Genomic DNA, 16715 nt, shown 5'->3' with positions numbered 1-16715 from the left:
TGTTCGGCTAGTTCTCTTCGGCCAATCTGACCAACTCGGCGTTGAACGCGTCGATGGCTTCGACCGAGACCATGTGTCCCGCGTCCGGCACCTCGACGAGCCGGTCCAGCACCCCTGCCCGTTCGAGGGCGGCGGCCAGCTTGCGCGACTGGGTCGGCGGGGTGAGTCGGTCGGCGGTGCCGACGATGACCGTCGTCGGCACGTCGATGTTCTCGAGGGCCTCGTGGATGTCGAGCGCGCTCAGCGCCGCTCCCCACAAGCCGCGCGTCTTGGGCTCGCATTCCCGAACGATCTTCTCGCAGAACGCGACCTGAGCGGGCGTCGCGTATCGGCCCAACGCCACGTACTTCACCGCGCGGGACGAGAACGGGGTCGTGGGAATGGGCAGCCCCGACGACAGGACGGACGTGGCCACCCGCGCAGGGATTCGCGGGAAGCGCGGCACGACGGTCGTTTCGGCGATCAGCGAGTCGGATGCCGTGTCCGCCAACAGGATTGCCTTCACGTACTGCTGAACCTGCTTGGCATGGTCGCCGGCCCACGCCATCACCGACATTCCGCCCATGCTGTGCCCGGCGAGAACTGCCTTCTGGTCGCTGGTGATGGTGGCTTCGAGAATCGCGGCGAGGTCGTCGCCCAGCACGTCGGGTCCGAAGTGACGTGTGCCGAGATCGCTGCTTCCGTGACCGCGCTGGTCGTACGCGATCACGCGGTACTTGCCGGCGAGGGCGTTGACCTGCGGAGCCCAGAAGTCGGCGGAACATGTCCATCCGTGGCTGAGAACGATGGGCTCGGCGTCGGGGTCTCCGTACTCGCGGACGTGCAGATGCGCGCCGTCGTCGGTGACCACGGGGACGATGCGGTAGTCGACGGTCGGCTCGTGCAACAGCCAGTCCTCGCCGTCGAGCAGTCGGCGGACTGCGGGCGTTCTCCGCGCAGCCACCGCGATACCTACCGCGCCGGCCACGACCGCGCCAATGGCTATCGCCCTGTTCCTGCTGACCATCCGTGCCCCCTGAAAGTTGTCGCCGGTCCCCGGAGCCGACGCGTTGCTCCTGGCCAGGGTAATGCTCGGCCTGACCAGATCCCTGATTCTGCGAGGGGAATACCCATCCGCGAGTGCAATATCTCCAGCGGTTGCGTATTTCACTCGCCAGATCGGCGGACGAGGCCAATTTCGGCCCGACTAACTCTTGATTGCGGTTATGCGAATAGAGTGTGCCCATGTCGGAGACCACCACCCTCGGCCCCGCGCGGACACTGACCCTGTTGGGGCCGGCGTTCGTGGCCGCGATCGCGTACGTCGACCCGGGTAACGTCGCGGCGAACCTCACCGCCGGAGCCCGCTACGGCTACCTGTTGGTGTGGGTGTTGGTTGCTGCGAACGCCATGGCCGTGCTGGTGCAGTACCTGTCCGCGAAGTTGGGACTGGTGTCGGGCAAGTCCCTCCCGGAGATGCTCGGCATTCGGCTGCGGACGTGGCCTCGGCGACTCTTCTGGGTTCAGGCCGAAGCGGTCGCCATCGCCACCGACCTGGCCGAGGTGATCGGTGGAGCAATCGCACTGAACCTGCTGTTCGGGCTGCCGTTGTTCGTCGGCGGACTCATCACCGGCGTCGTCTCGATGATCGTGCTGGGCGTTCAGAGCCGGCAGGGCCAACGGACGTTCGAGTTCGTCGTGATCACCATGCTCGCCGTCATCACCGTCGGCTTCCTGACGGGATTGCTGTTCACCGACGTCTCCGGCTCCGGCGTGGTGGCGGGATTGGTACCGGGATTCGACGGCGCCGATTCCGTTCTGCTCGCGGCGAGCATGCTCGGGGCGACTGTCATGCCGCACGCCATCTACCTGCACTCGGCTCTGGCGCGGGATCGGCACGGCGTACAGAAGGACGCCGGCGTGCTGGATCGGTTGCTCCGCGCGACGAAGTGGGATGTCACCTTCGCTCTCATGATCGCGGGCACGGTGAACATCGGAATGCTGCTGCTGGCGGCGTCCGCGTTCCGCGGCGAGGAGGGCACCGACACCATCGACGGAGCGCATGCCGCGATCGAGAACAACCTCGGCGGCGGCGTGGCAGCAATCTTCGCGGTGGGACTGCTCGCGTCGGGCCTCGCGTCGACATCGATCGGGTGCGCGGCGGGCGCCGAGATCATGAAGGGGCTGCTGCGCAAGCGCATCCCGATTCAGGCGCGACGGGTGATCACCCTGATTCCGGCCCTGGTGGTCCTCGGCATCGGCGTCGATCCCACGCTGGCTCTGGTCCTGAGTCAGGTGGTGCTGAGCCTGTGCATTCCGTTCGCGCTGATCCCGCTGGTGCGCATCACGTCCAGCAAGGACGTGATGGGTGAACGGACCAACTCACGCACGACTGTCCTGCTCGCGACGCTGGCGACCGGGTTGATCGTCGCGCTGAACGTGGCGCTGCTGTATCTGACGGTTGCCGGTAGCGAGTGACCTACCAGCGATTGCCGCTTCCGCGCTGCACTTCTTCGACCTTCGGCCGTACGTCCACGAGGTAGACGCCCACCGCGACGACGCCGATGATGCCGAAGAATCCGCTGAAGCCGAAGGCGAACAGGATCAACAACGCGACGACGAGAATGCCGAGCCACATGGGCTTGGTCAGCTTGCCGGCGGCCGGGAAGGCGTCCGTGCGCTGACGCAGTGCGTGCACGATGGCGAACACCGCACCGGCCATAGCTACCAGCTGAAGTGCGAGGAGGACGTAGCCGGTCGCGGTATTCGCAGCAAACATGTGCACCACTATACGAAACCGGCTCCCACCTGACGAAGCGTGGGAGCCGGACTAATCGGACAGCTGAAGAATCAAGCCTTCTTGGCCGGAGCCTTCTTGGCCGGGGTGGCCTTCTTGGCCGGAGCCGGGGTGGCCTTGGCGGCCGGCGCGCGCTTGATGGGCGACGCCTTGGTGCCGCGGGTCTTCGCCTCGACCGTTCCGGCTGCGCCGGCGACCTTCTCCGACGCCTCGGTGCTGCGCGACTTGGCCTTGGAGCCGGCCTCGTCGAGGTTCTTCGACAGCTCGTCGGCGTTCTCCTCGATCTCCTCGGTCAGCTCGGCGGCACCTTCCTGGACCTTCTCCGACGCGCGGCCCGCGAGCTTCGCGGCGCGTTCGCCGACGGCGCGGGTCTGCGAAGCAACCTTGCCGAGGGTGTCCTCGGTGAGGTCGACGGCGTCGTTGGCCGCAGCGTTGGCGCGGTCGATGCCTTCCTCGACGGTCGGGTTCTTCAGGATGCGCTCGACGGTTTCTTCACCGCGCTCGGCGAGTGCCGTGTACAGGTCGGAGGCAACCTTGAGGTACGCCTCGGCGACCTTCTTCAGCTCTTCCGGGGTGAAACGCTCGCGCAGCTCGGCGATGTCGTCGGGCAGCTCGGAGGGGAGGTTCTGCAGGCGTCCACGGAGCGTCTCGATGCTCTCGGTGACATCTTCCTGCAGGTCCGCGACGCGGGCACGGGCCGTGTCGACGCGATCGGTGACGTCGGACGTGGTCTCCTCGGCGCGGGCACGCACCTGGGCGACGACGTCGGCCACGGCCTGGACGACGGCATCGCCGGCGCCGACTGCGGCGTAGATCGGGGTCTTGACGGTGTCGAACTTGGGTTCGGTCATGAGGGGGTGTCTCCTTCGGGTTTGTCTTCGATGGTGTCGACTTCGGTGGTGTCGTTCTCGCGTCGGAACGAGTCGTAGATCTCGAGTAGCACTTGCTTCTGCCGCTCCGTGATGGTCACGTCCGACAGAACTGCGTCCCGGATGGGACTGTGTGGCCGTTCTTCGAGGAAACCGGCCTGCACGTAGAGGACCTCGGACGACACCCGAAGACCTTTGGCGATCTGGGCGAGGACGTCCGCCGACGGCTTGCGCAACCCACGCTCGATCTGACTGAGGTAGGGATTGCTGACACCGGCGAGCAGAGCGAGTTGTCGAAGTGACACCTGGGCCGATTCACGTTGTGCGCGAATGAAACCCCCGATGTCGGCGGTCGCGGTGTTGACGACGCGAGCGGCCAGGTCACCGGCTGCGCCGACCACTGTGGCCTCGTCACCGTCCTGCTCGTTCTCGTCCCGCATGTCGACTCCTCGTGCTGTCGTCGCCTACGAGAAACACGTTAACCAGCACTGCTAGCAATTGCAAGCACTCTGCTAGCAGCGTGATGGGAGTCACGCGCAGGCGGCAACTACCCGGTCCGAAGGGTCAGCCGAACAACAGCTGCGACACCGTGTAGATCACGAGACCGGCCAGCGAACCGACCACCGTTCCGTTGATACGAATGAACTGGAGGTCGCGGCCGACCTGAAGTTCGATCTTCTTGCTCGCCTCGTCGGCGTCCCACCGAGCCACGGTGTCGGTTATGACGGTGGTGATCTCGTCTGTGTAGTTGTCGACGATGTAGCGCACTCCCGACAGCAGCCACCCGTCGACCTTGGTGCGGAGTTCTTCGTCGTCGCGCAACCGGATGCCGAACTTCTGCACGTTCTCGCTGACCTTGGCACGCAGCGTGCTGTTCGGATCGTCGACCGATTCCACGATGAGCTTCTTGGCCACCTTCCAGGTGGCGGCCGCGAGACCGGTGATCTCGTCGCGGCCCATCAGTTCGGACTTGATGTTCTCGGCCTTGGCGATGGTGTCCGGGTCGTGCTGCAGATCGTGGGCGAAGTCGGTCAGGAACTTGTTCGCCGCGACGCGGAGTTCGTGGTCGGGGTTCGAGCGGACCTTCCAGGTGAACTCGACCAGTTCCTTGTGAATGCGCTCGCCGAGCAGCACGTCGACGAACTTCGGCGACCACGACGGCGAGTCACGCGTGACCACCCGGTCGATCGTCTCGAGGCTGCCCTGGGCCCATTCGTGAGCGCGCAACGCGAGCAGATCGATCAGCGGCTTCTGCCGGTTGTCTTCGAGCAGCGAGGTCAGCACACGACCGATGGGCGGGCCCCACTGCGGATCGGCCAATCGTTTGACGATGGTGTTGTCGATGACCTGGGCGATGTCCTCGTCGTCCAGCAGGTCGAGTACTCCACGCAGGATCGTCGACGTCTCCTCCGCGACGCGATCGGAGTGGTCCTTGTCCGCCAGCCACGTTCCGAGCCGCAGCGGGACCTGGGCGGAATGGATCTTCTGAGTGACGACCTCGGCGGCGAGGAAGTTCTGCCCGACGAAGCTGCCGAGGCTGGACCCGAGCTGGTCCTTCTTCTTCTTGATGATCGCCGTGTGGGGAATCGGAATGCCGAACGGGTGGCGGAAGAGCGCGGTGACCGCGAACCAGTCGGCGAGGGCGCCGACCATGCCGGCCTCGGATGCGGCGCGGACGTATCCGACCCACGCCCCGGCACCCTGCGATTCCTGCCAGCGGCAGAAGAAATACACGACCGTGGCGAAGATCAGGAATCCGGTCGCCACCGACTTCATCTTGCGGAGGTCACGGCGTTTGACGTCGTCGTCCGCTTGGAGGAGCTGCACCAGCACTATTGTGCCTGGCCCGAAGCACTAGGCTTGGTGAGGGAGCCGCGCGCGCGGGTCGGGGGCAACCGAAGAGGAGTGTGCGTAAGTCGTGGCGAACCAAGCGGCAGCAGCCGGCGCCGACGAGGTCGGAGCCGACACCATCGACGACGACGTGAGCGTGAAGAAGGTACCGAGGGTGGACAAGCCCGACGGACGCAAGAGACGGTGGCGCGAGCACAAGATCGCTCGACGCGAAGAATTGGTCGACGGAACTCTCGCCGCGATCAGATTACGCGGCCGCGATATCGGAATGGACGAAATTGCGTCGGAGATCGGTATTTCGAAAACCGTTCTCTACCGATACTTCAACGACAAGAACGACCTCACCAACGCCACCCTGGAGCGGTACGTCGAGGTGACACTGGCACCGCGCATCTACGCCGCGATCGCCGTCGAACTCGACGAGTTCAACCTCACGCGTCAGGTCATCTCGGCGTACGTCGAGACCGTCGCGGCCGACCCCGAGGTGTACCTCTACGTGATGAGCAACAGCTCGGGACCGAATCGGGATGTCGTCGCCGATTCCGAGCGGATGATCGCCGAGCTGCTGTCGACGGTGCTGGGCGAACGCCTGCGCCGGATGGAGATGGACAGCGGCGGTTCGGTGCCCTGGGCCTACGGGGTTGTCGGCGGCGTCCAGTTGGCCACCCACTGGTGGATCTCGAACAAGTCCATGACGGCCGAAGACCTCATCGACTACCTGACGATGCAGGTGTGGGGCGGAATCCACGGTGTCGCGCAGGTCAAGGGTTCGCCGGCGCGGTTCAACGCCGTGGATCACCCGCTCGTGGAGGACTAGCCGTTCTCTGCGGGAGGCGGAAACCCACCGGTGGCGATGGGACCCCAGGTGTCGATGGAGATCCTGATCAGCGACTTTCCCTGCTTGACCATGGCTTCGCGGTACTCGTCCCAGTCGGGATGCTCGCCGGAGATGCTCCGGAAGTACTCCACCAGCGGCTCGACGGAATCCGGCAGGTCGATGACCTCGGCCGTCCCGTCGATCTGCACGTAGGGGCCGTTCCAGTCGTCGGAGTGGATGACGACGGACACCGCCGAGTTGCGCCGGATGTTGACCGCTTTCGCGCGGTCCGGGTAGGTCGAGACGACGATCCGACCCTCCGAATCCACGCCGCACGAGACCGGTGACATCTGCAGCCCACCGGACCCCTTGGTCGTGACCAGGGTTGCCCGGTGACGTGGACGGACGAACTCGACCAGCTCGTCGTGGGGGACGCGGTCTGCTGTTGCGAACTTGGGAGCCATGGATCACAGCCTAGAACGGACGTTCCGCGTAACCCTTCAGCGGGAACTGCGATAATAGAAACAACGCTGAAGACAATGGCGGCTCACAAGGTCGCCACCAGCTCGTGTGATCTGAACACACGTGGACCGATAAATGGTTCCGGGTGATGCTGGGGGTCGCTTTACCGCTCCATCGACAGACCTGAGGACCGTTATCCATGGCCCCGAATCATCTCCGCGCCCTGCCGACACTGTCGCGCTTCGACGCCGCGAGTGCGGCTGTCGTGTCGTTTCTTCAGCAGTCGATCCCGATGTCGATGTGGTCGGTGACCCGATTCGACGGCGAGAACCAGGTGTTCCTGAAGACCTCCGAGGGCAACACGTTGAACATCCACGACGGTCAAGCGCGCCCGTGGGAACAGACGATGTGCAAACTGATGATCGACGGCGACATTCCGTCCGTCGTTCCGGACACCGCGCTCGAACCGACCATCGCGCGGTCGGACGATCCGGACTGGAAGCCGCTACGGACCTACGTCGGCATTCCCATCCTCCAGCCGGACGGGGCGATATTCGGCACGGTCTGCGGGTACGACACACAACCGCACTCGTCCGATCTCTACGACCGCGTCCCGTTGCTCGAGTTGCTGTCGTCACTGCTGTCCGCGGTCCTCGACTCGGACCACGCGCGGATGGACGCCGAGCGTCGAGCGGCGACCGCCGAGATCGAAGCGGAGTCGGACCCTCTCACCGGCCTGCTGAACCGTCGCGGGTGGGACCGGTGGCTGACACCCGAGAACGAGCGCTGGCTCGAGTTCGGTGACCCCGCTGCCGTCGTCGTCGCCGACCTCGACGGTCTGAAGGAAGTCAACGACCGCTACGGTCACGCCGCCGGCGACGAGCTCATCCGCCGCACCGCGGGCGTGCTCACCGACTGGGCGGGACCGACGGACATCGTGGCCCGACTGGGCGGCGACGAGTTCGGGATTCTGCTGGTCGGATCGGGACACAAGACCACAGCCGACAAAGTGGCCGAGCTGTCGGGCTCTCTGGAGCACGAGGCCATCTCGATGTCGGTCGGCTTCGCGTCGTTCGCGTCGACGGGGAGTTCCGTCGCTGCGTGGAATGCGGCCGATTCGGTGATGTACCGCGTCAAGCGACTCTCGGGCGGTGGTCGCCGTCGCTCATCCGGCCGTCGCGCCTCAGACCGTCCCGGCGGGACTGTCGTCAGCGGCTCTCGCTGACCCTGTCGTAGCAGCGTCGATTGCCGCTTGCACGCTCGCCGCGGGCATCGGTTCGGCGAGCAGGAAACCTTGCGCCATGTCGCATCCGCTGCGGCGCAGGCAGTCGAGTTGCGCCACCGTCTCGACGCCTTCGGCCACCACGGTCAGATCGAACGCGCGGGCCAGCGTCACGATCGCGGAGACGACCGATTCCGGTTGTGGCCCCGGCAGATCCGAGACGAAGGACTTGTCGATCTTGACGTAGTCGACGATCGGAAAGCGCGTGATGTAGCTGAGCGAGCTGTGTCCCACCCCGAAATCGTCGAGCAGAACCGAGACACCCATCTCGTGCAGAACCGTGAGGTTGCGCTTGACCGTCTCGGTGTCCTCGACCCAGATGGATTCGGTGATCTCGATGCCGAGTTGCTGTGCGGGAAAGAAGGTTTCGTCGAGAATCGCCGTAACGGACGCGGCGAAGTCGGGATGCCGCAGCTGCAACGGGCTGACGTTGACCCGCAGTTCCACCACTCCACTCCACTGTGCCGAATCCAGGCACGCCCGGCGTAGCGCCCACTCGCCGAGCGGAACGATCAAACCGGACCGCTCGGCGATCGGAACGAACTCGTCGGGTCCGACGACTCCGAGGCTCGATCCGTTCCACCGGGCAAGGGCTTCCACGGCGACGAATCGGCCGGTCGCCAGTTCGTACACCGGTTGGTAGGCCATCGACAGGGCGTCCGTCTCGAGGGCGGTGCGCAGCGCGTCCGCGATCGCCAGGCGACGCAAGGCCGGCGCGCCGGTTTCCTCGTCGAAGACCTGGTAGCTGCCCGGGCCCTCCTCCTTCGCACCGGACGCTGCGATGTCGGCGTGGCGGACCATGTCTGCCGCTGTGTCCTCGCCGTATCCGGCGGCAATCCCGATGCATCCCGATATCTCCACCGCGCGGGCGCCGATGTCGAGTGGTCGCCGCAGCCGCGCCAGAATGGCCTGTGCCAACGCGATGGCGTCGAACGTGTTGCCGAGGTCGGTGCAGACCAGGAGAAATTCGTCGCCGCCGAACCGGGCGACCGTGTCGTGCATGGTGACCGACTCGGTGAGAAGCTCGGCTACCGCGGCGAGAACCTGATCGCCCGCGGCGAAGCCGAAGCTGTCGTTGACCAGGCGAAAGTCGTGCAGGTTGATCAGCATGACCGCGGTCATGCGGGACCCGGCGCGCGAGCGCGCCAGAGCGGCGTCGATGCGCTGGTAGGCCAACGTGCGGTTAGCCAGTTGGGTCAGCGGATCGTGCAGCGACTGGTACCTGAGCTGCCGTTCGAGTTCGGCACGCCGCACGGTCGCCGAGATCACCTCGGTCACGGTGGTCAGAAACATGACGGTGCGTACCGAGTACGCACCGGGTTCGCTTTGATAGACCGCCAGCGAACCCCACGCGGAGTCCGTGCCCGGAATGGGAACCGCGATGGCGCTGCGGAATCCGAAGCGTTTCAGCAGATCCGTGTCGAACCTGGTCTCCAGCTCGGAGTCGGGGCAGACGACCACGCCCCGGTGCTCGATCGCGTACCCCGCGAGGGAATCGGCCGGGACCTGGACCGCCGATGCATCCACGAGAGTGGGCAGGGCAGCGGCTACGAACTTGAGCCGATCGTCGGGAGTCGGACGATAGATCATCGCGTTCTCGGCGCCCACCACGTCGATCGCGGCGGATACCGCGGCGGCGGTCACCTCGTCGACCCGACCGGTCAGGGCTATTCGGTTGAGACCGGCGATGGCCTGCTGCTCGAGTTCGCGGCTACGGTCCCCGTCGGCGGAACCACCTTCGGCCCTACGTGCGCGACCGTGCACATCGTGAAACACGCCGGCGACGACCGCCTGCGAACCGGTATGGCCGAGGGCGTAGACGGTCATCTCCACCGGAAACGGCGAACCCGTCGGCACGTCGACGACATCCATCGTCCCTGACCACACACCGTGTGTTTCCACCGCCACGCGGATGTCCTCGAGTTGCAGCAGCACACTGTCGGCGATCACGCTGCGCCCGTTCAGCGACGTGAGGCCGTCCATGGTCTCCAGACCGATCATGGCCAGACCGGCCGCATTCAAGTACCGGAAACGAGAGGAACTGTCGACGATCACGACACCGGCAGCTGACGAGTCGGCCACTGCGATCAGGGCGGCATGAGTCGCGCTTCGATCGAAGTCCACCTACCGACTCCCTCTCCCGCCGGACCTGTGACCGGATTCTTTCATCAGGTCACCGTCGGGCGCACAGTTTCCGACCGGGTGGGGTTCACGACGCCGTCCACTCCAGCAGTTTCTCCGCCGACCAGGTGTTGATCACCCGGGCCGCGGGCACGCCTGCCGTGACCGCCCGCTCGCAGCCGTACCCCTGCCAGTCCAGCTGGCCGGGGGCGTGGGCGTCGGTGTCGATCGAGAACAGGCAGCCGGCGTCCAGAGCTGCAGCGATGAGGCGCTGCGGTGGGTCGCGGCGCTCTGGTCGACTGTTGATCTCCACCGCGGTGCCGCCGTCGCGACAGGCAGCGAACACGGCGTCGGCGTCGAAGGACGACTCGGGCCGAGTACCCCGGTTGCCTTCCACCAGCCGTCCGGTGCAGTGGCCGAGGACGTCGACACGAGGGTTCTGCACGGCGGCGACCATGCGCCGCGTCATCGTCGCCGTGTCGGCACGCAGGTTCGAATGCACGCTCGCCACCACGACATCGAGTCGGTCCAGCAGTTCGTCGTCCTGATCGAGTCCGCCGTCGTCGAGGATGTCCACTTCGATCCCGGTGAGGATACGAAACGGAGCCAGCTCGTCGCGGAGTTCGTCGATGACGTCGAGTTGTTCACGCAGGCGTTCCGCGGACAGACCGTTGGCGACCTTCAGGCGGGGCGAATGATCCGTCAGTACGCAGTACTGGTGCCCCAAAGACTGTGCGGTGGACATCATTTCATGGATGGGACTACCGCCGTCGGACCAGTTCGAATGCGTGTGCAGGTCCCCGCGCAGTTCCGTACGCAAAGAATCACCACCAACTCCGATCGGCTCGGCGGCAGCGCGCAGTTCGGTGAGGTAGTCCGGGATGTCGCCGCCGGCGGCCTGCGCGGCGACGGCGGCGGTCTTGGGCCCGACGCCCTTGAGCGTGGTCCAGGAGTCGGTCCGCGCCAGCTCGGCCCGACGGCTGTCCGACAGACCGTCCAGAATGTCGGCGGCCTTGCGGTACGCCTGCACTCGGCGACTCTCGGCGCGTGCACGTTCGAGCCAGAACGCGACTTCGCGCAACGCGATCACCGGCTCCATGACGTCGGAGTCTAGCGACCGCGTTGCGCGACGAGGCGAAGCGTTCCGAATGGTGTTCTAGACGAGCAGTGCGTCGGCGACCGAGGCTGTGGGGGCCGTGTTCGGAACCCACCGTGCTGCGGTGATCACGCGGGTGGCGGCTTTCCCGACCACCAACGTCATCGTGGTTCCTCGACGGGCGCATTCCGAGTCGATGTCCGACAGGACGGAAAGCGCTGCGGTGCCGATGAATTCGACGCCCGAGAGATCGATGATGACGGCGTCGGACTGCCCGACCACCGCGGATACGGTAGTGCCGAACAGTTCGACATTGGCCAGGTCCACCGCACCCGACACGGCGAAGAGGACGGCATCGGAACGTACTCGACTGGACACGACTCGACCGCCGGGAATGTCGGTGACGCCGAGATCGGTCCTGGTGGTGGTGCTGTCGTTGATGGGTGTGAAAGAGACAGTCATGGTGTTCTCCGTTCGTGCAACACAGGGAGAAACATCGAAGAGACGGTGCAAAGCCGCGGTGGAGAGGCGCACAATCCTGTTTGGTCAAGCGGGCACGCCATATGCGGGAGCAGCTATCGTCGGTGCTTCGTTCGCCGGCTGCTGACTCAACCTGGGTCCGACGCTACGCTACGTATCCGGCACTCACAACCGACTGTGGGGTACAACCGGCTCCGCGTTTCCCGCCCGGTCGAACCGGGTACTACAAGTCGACACGAACCCACGAGAGTCCGACGTATCGATCGTTTCGGCCGATCAGAACAACAGGAGGCCTCATGACACGGGCAATCACACCGGAGCCGAACGTCGACGGTGACGAATCGGCAATCGAGCTCGGAGTCCACGCCGACGCAAGCCAGCTGTCCGTCACACGCGCAGTAGCGGCCACACTCGCGGCGCAGGAAGATTTCGACATCGACAGCATCGCCGACATCCGGCTCGCGATCGACGAGGCCTGCAGTCGGCTCATCGTTCGCGCCACTCCCGGCGCTCGCATGGTCTGTCGCTTCGTGCCTTCGGACACCGAAATCCACGTCGCGGTCACCACCACGACCATCGACCGTGCGGCGCTCGACGCCAACGGCTTCGGATGGCACGTTCTCAACGCCCTCACCGATTCGGTCTCGACGTATCAGTCCGAGGCCGCCGACGGCGTCATCACCACCACGATCGAGTTCTCCAAGCGCAAGCACGGCTGGGACGAGTGACGGACACCTCTGCCCCCACCACAGCCGCACCCCCGCAGAAGTCGCGCCGGAGCGACGAGTATGCGGATGTCGCGGAGCGCTTTCGCGCCATCTCTGCCCTGCCCGAAGGCGATCCGCAACGCCGCGTGAAGCGCGATGCGCTGGTCACCAGGTGCTTGCCCCTCGCCGAGCACATCGCCCGCCGTTTCGACGGTCGCGGTGAGGCGCACGACGACTTGGTTCAGGTTGCGAGGGTCGGTCTGGTGAACGCCGTCGACCGCTTCGACGTCGAGCGCGGATCCGACTTCGTCTCCTTCGCGGTGCCCACCATCATGGGCGAGGTTCGACGCCATTTTCGTGACGCCGGGTGGGCCGTGCGCGTCCCGCGTCGCATGAAAGAGCTTCACCTGCAGCTCAGTCGTGCCGTGGGCGACCTCGCGCAGACGCTGGGCCGGTCCCCGACCGTGTCCGAGTTGGCCGAGTACCTGGACCTCGAACGTGACGAAGTGGCCCAGGGCCTCACCGCCGGAAACGCGTATCAGACCCTGTCGGTGGACAGCGCCTCGACGGGTGGCGATTCCGAAGGACTGACTCTCGCAGACACTCTCGGCGACTACGACAAAGAGATGGAGAACGTCGAGAACCACGAGGCGCTTCGTCCCCTGCTGGCCAAACTTCCCGAGCGTGAACGAAATGTGTTGCTGCTCAGGTTCTTCGGCAACATGACGCAAACCCAGATCGCCGAGAAGATGGGCATCTCGCAGATGCACGTCTCCAGACTCCTTGCGCGCACGCTGGCGGGGTTGCGCGAGGAGCTGCACTGAACTTCCGGGTAGTCGCGAGTTCCGGTAGTCGCGCCGGCTGACTACAGCCCGTCCCCTTCGATAGTCTCGCGGGCCGGAACGAACAGATAGGCGACGGACACGCCTGCTGTCCACCACACGACGGCGAACGGAAGGACAGCCGCGGATCCGGGGCTCCAGACCCAGAAGCCGGCCGCTCCGAGAACACCGAGGACACCGATCCACGACGCCGCGTGCGTGCGAGCCGACCAGCCCCACAGCGACAGACCCGACAGCGCAGCACTGGACAAACCGACCAGAACCGCGTGCACAGTACTGGATTCGGCGACGTGTACGTCGACAGCGGCGAGGACAACGGTGGCCACGACGAGACCGGCGGCGACGAATCCGCCTGCTGCCCGCCGATACCGCATGCGACGCGCGGTGACGCGGACGTTCAGAGTCCGCGCATCACTGATCGCCACAGCCACGACGACCCCCGCAACGAGGACGGCTGCAGCTTCCAGCCCGAGTGTTGCCGGACCGTCGACGCTGATCAGTGCCCACACTGCGGCAACGCACCCGAGCAGCACCGCCGCGACCGCGAACCGAATTGCTCGAACATGTTGCGCTCGTTCGCTGTCGACGCAGTCGACCCACAGATGCTTGGTCTTGTCCTCGGGCTCGTCCGCGGCACGAACCTTCTCCACGAGCCGCGACCATCTCGTCCGAGCGGCCCGCCACCGCCACACCATCACTCCCCCCGCCGCCAGCGTGACGATCAGGAGAGAACGAGCCGCTATGGGACCCATTGTGGCAGTGTGCATTCCGACCAGCTGCGCGAGGAGTACCAGCGTGGCCGCCGCCAAGGCGACGCGCACCGCGTCGGAGGCAAGGATCAGCGGTGGCAACAGCGGACGCAGGACCAACGACCCCACTCGCCCGAGCAGGCCCTTCGCCGACGTGAGCGGTTCCGACGGCCACAGCACGCGCGGCGCCAGCACGGCGAGTCGGGTGACGAGAGCGAACAGATACGACGGCGCCAGATCCCGGACGCCCTCCGCGCCGACGCTCAGGCTCGAATCCCCCACGGTCTCGGGCTGTTCGACGACGTCGGCCGCGTCGGCGAGAATCAGCTTCTGCAACTCCGCGATCGCTGCGCCCCGCTCGGAGGGCTCGACGCCGAGCGAGTCGACCAGTCCGGCGGCCGCATCCATGCGGCCCCACTTCCAGTCGTTCACGCGCCACCCGGCGTGCAGAAACCCCCCGAACCTCGCGACGACGTTGCCGGCGAGCTTCGCATCGGTGGTCAGCGCTTTCTCTCGGGTGCGCAGCGTCACCGGAGCGGCGGGGTCGTGAATCCACCGTGATATCCACGTCCTCATCGATGCGTCGATCACCGACTCGATCTGCGCGTCTATCTCTGGGTGCGGGTCTCCGTCGAGCCAGTAGCTGTACGCGAGCGGCGTGAACTGGTCCCCGCGGATTTCGTGGTACTGCACCACCGAGGAGGTCCCCGGAACGTCACCGGTCGCTGCGAACGTGGTAAACAGGTGCGCTGCCGGTGCGCTACGCCACGACGGTGCGTACAGCCGCGAGAAGACGGTGCCGCGCCAGCGTGTCCACGCCGCACCGGCGCCGCCCACCCGCAGCACGGGGTCCGACAGATCGTAGACGGCACCACGGGCAGCGGATACGACGTCCCACAGCCGCTGCAGCACAACACCGTCCGACCCTTCGGGCAGAGACGACCAGTTCGCGAGGGCAGCGTAGAAGGTACCGTCGTCCACGGTCGTGTCGACGCACAGCGCGTCGTCGAGCTCGGGTGAAAGCGCGGGCAGGCACCGTCCTGCACGCGCGCTCTCGACGGCCAGAGACTCGATGTCCGGCAACGTGTCTCGGATCGCGGCGACCGGACCGATTCCGCGGGCGTAGACGAGATCCACCGTGCGACGTCGGGCATCGAAGGTCACGGTGAGCACGCGGTACAGCAGAGCTTTGACGCGCCCCAGCGCGCGCCCGGCGTCCCGAGCGCGGTCGTCACCCGTCACCGCAAGACGTTCGAGTTCGCGAACCCAGGCGATCACCAGTGCAGCGATGTCGCGAACTGCTCGGATGTCTCCGTCCACCAGCGAGGCGTCATCGAGGTAGAGCTTCTGCAGCCTCTCGCGTAGCCCTAGCGTCGCCGACTCGGACACTCGGCCGAACGGTCGCGCGAATCCCGGTGCACCCGAAACGAACCGAGACGGATCGGTCAACAGATCGGCCAGCCTCTCGGTGTCGACATCGATACGGAAACGGGCGTATTCGTCGAGTGCGGGCACCCGGTGCGGTTCGCTCGGGCCACGTTCCAGCAGCCCCGCGAGGGCGGCCGATCTGGCACGCGCCTTCTGTTCACGCTCGTTGTGGATCCGCAGCGCAGGCAACTCGTCCTGAACGCTTTCCGTTCGCTTCTTCAGTGCGGTGGCGTACCTGATGACCGTCACCGCACCCTGGATCACGAACTGCTTGACCGGCGACATCGGAAGCGGGTCTCGCGGCGGTTCGGGGTCTAGGTAGAACAGCCGTCGCTCGGTGATCGTCGACGCGGCGGCACGGCCGATCGCTCGAATGGCCCGATCGACCGGAATGTTGTCCAGCACACCGCCGTCGATGACGTCGAAGTACCCCGGGTCGACCGCGTCTCGGGCGTAGGGGAAGACGGTGGCCATGTTGGGACGCTCGCCGACGTCGTCCGCGGTGGCGAGCGAGGAGATGGTCGCCGGTTCGAAGGCGGCCGGGAACGACGACGTCGCGCGCGCGGCGAGCGCGAGGCGGTCGATGGCACGCGCCACGACTGGATCCGACGGGTCCTGCCCGGAGCCCGGAATGGTGGAGAATCCCGACTCGAGGGAACCGGCCGATCGCACGAAGGAGAACGCGGCCTGACTTCCCCACGCCGAGGCGCTGCCGTCGTCGATTCGCGTCGCCGCAAGCTCGACGGTCACGTTGTCCGCAGCGAAGTCGACCGAGTCACCGGCCCGAGAAGTCAACCGGCCGAGTGACATTCGAGCGGTGGGGAGAAAGTAGTCGTCGCCCTGCAAGAACGACACGAGCGGCCCGATGCCGACGGGCCGCAGCATCTGCCAGATACCACCGGTGTTCGCCCACAGATCCCGAGTGGGCTCGAGCGAGGCCCCGTAACTCTGGGCGAGCCCGTAGAGAACGGCGTTGAAACCGCCGGCACTGGCCCCCGCCAGAATGTCGACCTCGACCTTGCCGTATCCGGCGGCGGCAAGCAGCTCGCGATACCGACGCATTCGAGGGTCCGACGGATTCGGAGTCAGCGAGGCGCGGCGCAAGTTGTCTATTTCCGCGACGGCTCCCCCGATCCAGACCGCCAGGCTGACCCCGCCGCGCATGGCCAGCGTGAGTCGCAACGTCGTCGAACCGAGATCGCTCACGTGCACTCCCGACTGTCGCGGGCACCCCG

Annotated in this window: 15 protein-coding genes; 5 read left to right on the top strand and 10 right to left on the bottom strand. The window is 65.9% G+C overall.

What is annotated here, in order from left to right; all coding sequences use genetic code 11:
* Positions 1–7: 7 nt before the first annotated feature.
* On the bottom strand, positions 8–1006 hold the full coding sequence (locus IEW02_RS03390) for an alpha/beta fold hydrolase (protein ID WP_188543262.1): 999 nt from the start codon (positions 1004–1006) through the stop codon (positions 8–10).
* A 218-nt stretch (positions 1007–1224) separates the two neighbouring features.
* Here IEW02_RS03390 and IEW02_RS03385 point away from each other — a divergent pair, with 218 nt between their 5' ends.
* Positions 1225–2457 (top strand): Nramp family divalent metal transporter, encoded by a 1233-nt coding sequence (locus IEW02_RS03385; RefSeq protein WP_188543261.1) that lies wholly within the window; start codon positions 1225–1227, stop codon positions 2455–2457.
* A gap of 1 nt (position 2458) precedes the next feature.
* Here the strand turns inward: IEW02_RS03385 and IEW02_RS03380 are convergent, their stop codons facing one another.
* From IEW02_RS03380 to IEW02_RS03365, 4 genes are all read right to left on the bottom strand, one after another.
* On the bottom strand, positions 2459–2758 hold the full coding sequence (locus IEW02_RS03380) for a DUF2516 family protein (RefSeq protein WP_188543260.1): 300 nt from the start codon (positions 2756–2758) through the stop codon (positions 2459–2461).
* 71 nt (positions 2759–2829) lie between these two features.
* Entirely contained in the window at positions 2830–3627 is a 798-nt protein-coding gene (locus IEW02_RS03375) for a heparin-binding hemagglutinin (protein ID WP_188543259.1), read from the bottom strand.
* On the bottom strand, positions 3624–4085 hold the full coding sequence (locus IEW02_RS03370) for a helix-turn-helix domain-containing protein (protein WP_188543258.1): 462 nt from the start codon (positions 4083–4085) through the stop codon (positions 3624–3626). The genes IEW02_RS03375 and IEW02_RS03370 overlap by 4 nt, the downstream gene beginning before the upstream one ends.
* A 124-nt stretch (positions 4086–4209) precedes the next feature.
* Complete coding sequence (locus tag IEW02_RS03365; RefSeq protein ID WP_188543982.1) at positions 4210–5421, bottom strand: DUF445 domain-containing protein; 1212 nt, start codon at positions 5419–5421, stop codon at positions 4210–4212.
* 193 nt (positions 5422–5614) lie between these two features.
* Between IEW02_RS03365 and IEW02_RS03360 the strand changes: the two genes are divergently transcribed.
* Positions 5615–6313, top strand: a complete 699-nt coding sequence (locus tag IEW02_RS03360) for a TetR/AcrR family transcriptional regulator (RefSeq protein ID WP_371829917.1) — start codon at positions 5615–5617, stop codon at positions 6311–6313.
* On the opposite strand, the gene IEW02_RS03355 is transcribed toward IEW02_RS03360, so the two are convergent.
* A complete protein-coding gene (locus IEW02_RS03355; protein ID WP_188543257.1) occupies positions 6310–6777 on the bottom strand; it encodes a PPOX class F420-dependent oxidoreductase in 468 nt (155 codons plus the stop codon). The two genes, IEW02_RS03360 and IEW02_RS03355, sit on opposite strands and share 4 nt — an antisense overlap.
* Positions 6778–6974: 197 nt before the next feature.
* Between IEW02_RS03355 and IEW02_RS03350 the strand changes: the two genes are divergently transcribed.
* Positions 6975–8000, top strand: coding sequence for a GGDEF domain-containing protein (locus tag IEW02_RS03350; RefSeq protein ID WP_188543256.1), 1026 nt, complete (start codon positions 6975–6977; stop codon positions 7998–8000).
* On the opposite strand, the gene IEW02_RS03345 is transcribed toward IEW02_RS03350, so the two are convergent.
* The 3 genes from IEW02_RS03345 to IEW02_RS03335 form a co-directional block, all read right to left on the bottom strand.
* Positions 7959–10181: a putative bifunctional diguanylate cyclase/phosphodiesterase gene (locus IEW02_RS03345; protein WP_188543255.1), complete on the bottom strand. Its 2223-nt coding sequence runs from the start codon at positions 10179–10181 to the stop codon at positions 7959–7961. The two genes, IEW02_RS03350 and IEW02_RS03345, sit on opposite strands and share 42 nt — an antisense overlap.
* 85 nt (positions 10182–10266) lie before the next feature.
* Positions 10267–11277 (bottom strand): PHP domain-containing protein, encoded by a 1011-nt coding sequence (locus tag IEW02_RS03340; protein WP_188543254.1) that lies wholly within the window; start codon positions 11275–11277, stop codon positions 10267–10269.
* Positions 11278–11334: 57 nt separating this feature from the next.
* Positions 11335–11736 (bottom strand): STAS domain-containing protein, encoded by a 402-nt coding sequence (locus tag IEW02_RS03335; RefSeq protein ID WP_188543253.1) that lies wholly within the window; start codon positions 11734–11736, stop codon positions 11335–11337.
* Between the two features lie 314 nt (positions 11737–12050).
* Between IEW02_RS03335 and IEW02_RS03330 the strand changes: the two genes are divergently transcribed.
* Both IEW02_RS03330 and IEW02_RS03325 read left to right on the top strand, forming a co-directional pair.
* Positions 12051–12482 carry an ATP-binding protein gene (locus IEW02_RS03330; RefSeq protein WP_188543252.1) on the top strand — a complete coding sequence of 144 codons (432 nt, stop codon included), beginning with the start codon at positions 12051–12053 and terminating at the stop codon, positions 12480–12482.
* A complete protein-coding gene (locus IEW02_RS03325; RefSeq protein ID WP_229745755.1) occupies positions 12479–13285 on the top strand; it encodes a SigB/SigF/SigG family RNA polymerase sigma factor in 807 nt (268 codons plus the stop codon). The genes IEW02_RS03330 and IEW02_RS03325 overlap by 4 nt, the downstream gene beginning before the upstream one ends.
* Positions 13286–13326: 41 nt before the next feature.
* On the opposite strand, the gene IEW02_RS03320 is transcribed toward IEW02_RS03325, so the two are convergent.
* Positions 13327–16686 (bottom strand): DUF3376 domain-containing protein, encoded by a 3360-nt coding sequence (locus tag IEW02_RS03320; protein ID WP_188543250.1) that lies wholly within the window; start codon positions 16684–16686, stop codon positions 13327–13329.
* Positions 16687–16715: the final 29 nt, after the last annotated feature.

The organism is Rhodococcoides trifolii (genome assembly GCF_014635345.1).
Taxonomy (GTDB): domain Bacteria; phylum Actinomycetota; class Actinomycetes; order Mycobacteriales; family Mycobacteriaceae; genus Rhodococcoides; species Rhodococcoides trifolii.
The sequence above is the reverse complement of the archived record's forward strand: the minus strand, read 5'-3'. Positions and strand labels throughout refer to the sequence as shown.

What these genes read in the sequence shown, in the direction of transcription:
- IEW02_RS03390 (WP_188543262.1), bottom strand. Translation starts at nt 1,006, where the DNA reads ATGGTCAGCAGGAACAGGGCGATAGCCATTGGCGCGGTCGTGGCCGGC.
- IEW02_RS03385 (WP_188543261.1), top strand. Translation starts at nt 1,225, where the DNA reads ATGTCGGAGACCACCACCCTCGGCCCCGCGCGGACACTGACCCTGTTG.
- IEW02_RS03380 (WP_188543260.1), bottom strand. Translation starts at nt 2,758, where the DNA reads ATGTTTGCTGCGAATACCGCGACCGGCTACGTCCTCCTCGCACTTCAG.
- IEW02_RS03375 (WP_188543259.1), bottom strand. Translation starts at nt 3,627, where the DNA reads ATGACCGAACCCAAGTTCGACACCGTCAAGACCCCGATCTACGCCGCA.
- IEW02_RS03370 (WP_188543258.1), bottom strand. Translation starts at nt 4,085, where the DNA reads ATGCGGGACGAGAACGAGCAGGACGGTGACGAGGCCACAGTGGTCGGC.
- IEW02_RS03365 (WP_188543982.1), bottom strand. Translation starts at nt 5,421, where the DNA reads ATGAAGTCGGTGGCGACCGGATTCCTGATCTTCGCCACGGTCGTGTAT.
- IEW02_RS03355 (WP_188543257.1), bottom strand. Translation starts at nt 6,777, where the DNA reads ATGGCTCCCAAGTTCGCAACAGCAGACCGCGTCCCCCACGACGAGCTG.
- IEW02_RS03350 (WP_188543256.1), top strand. Translation starts at nt 6,975, where the DNA reads ATGGCCCCGAATCATCTCCGCGCCCTGCCGACACTGTCGCGCTTCGAC.
- IEW02_RS03340 (WP_188543254.1), bottom strand. Translation starts at nt 11,277, where the DNA reads ATGGAGCCGGTGATCGCGTTGCGCGAAGTCGCGTTCTGGCTCGAACGT.
- IEW02_RS03335 (WP_188543253.1), bottom strand. Translation starts at nt 11,736, where the DNA reads ATGACTGTCTCTTTCACACCCATCAACGACAGCACCACCACCAGGACC.
- IEW02_RS03330 (WP_188543252.1), top strand. Translation starts at nt 12,051, where the DNA reads ATGACACGGGCAATCACACCGGAGCCGAACGTCGACGGTGACGAATCG.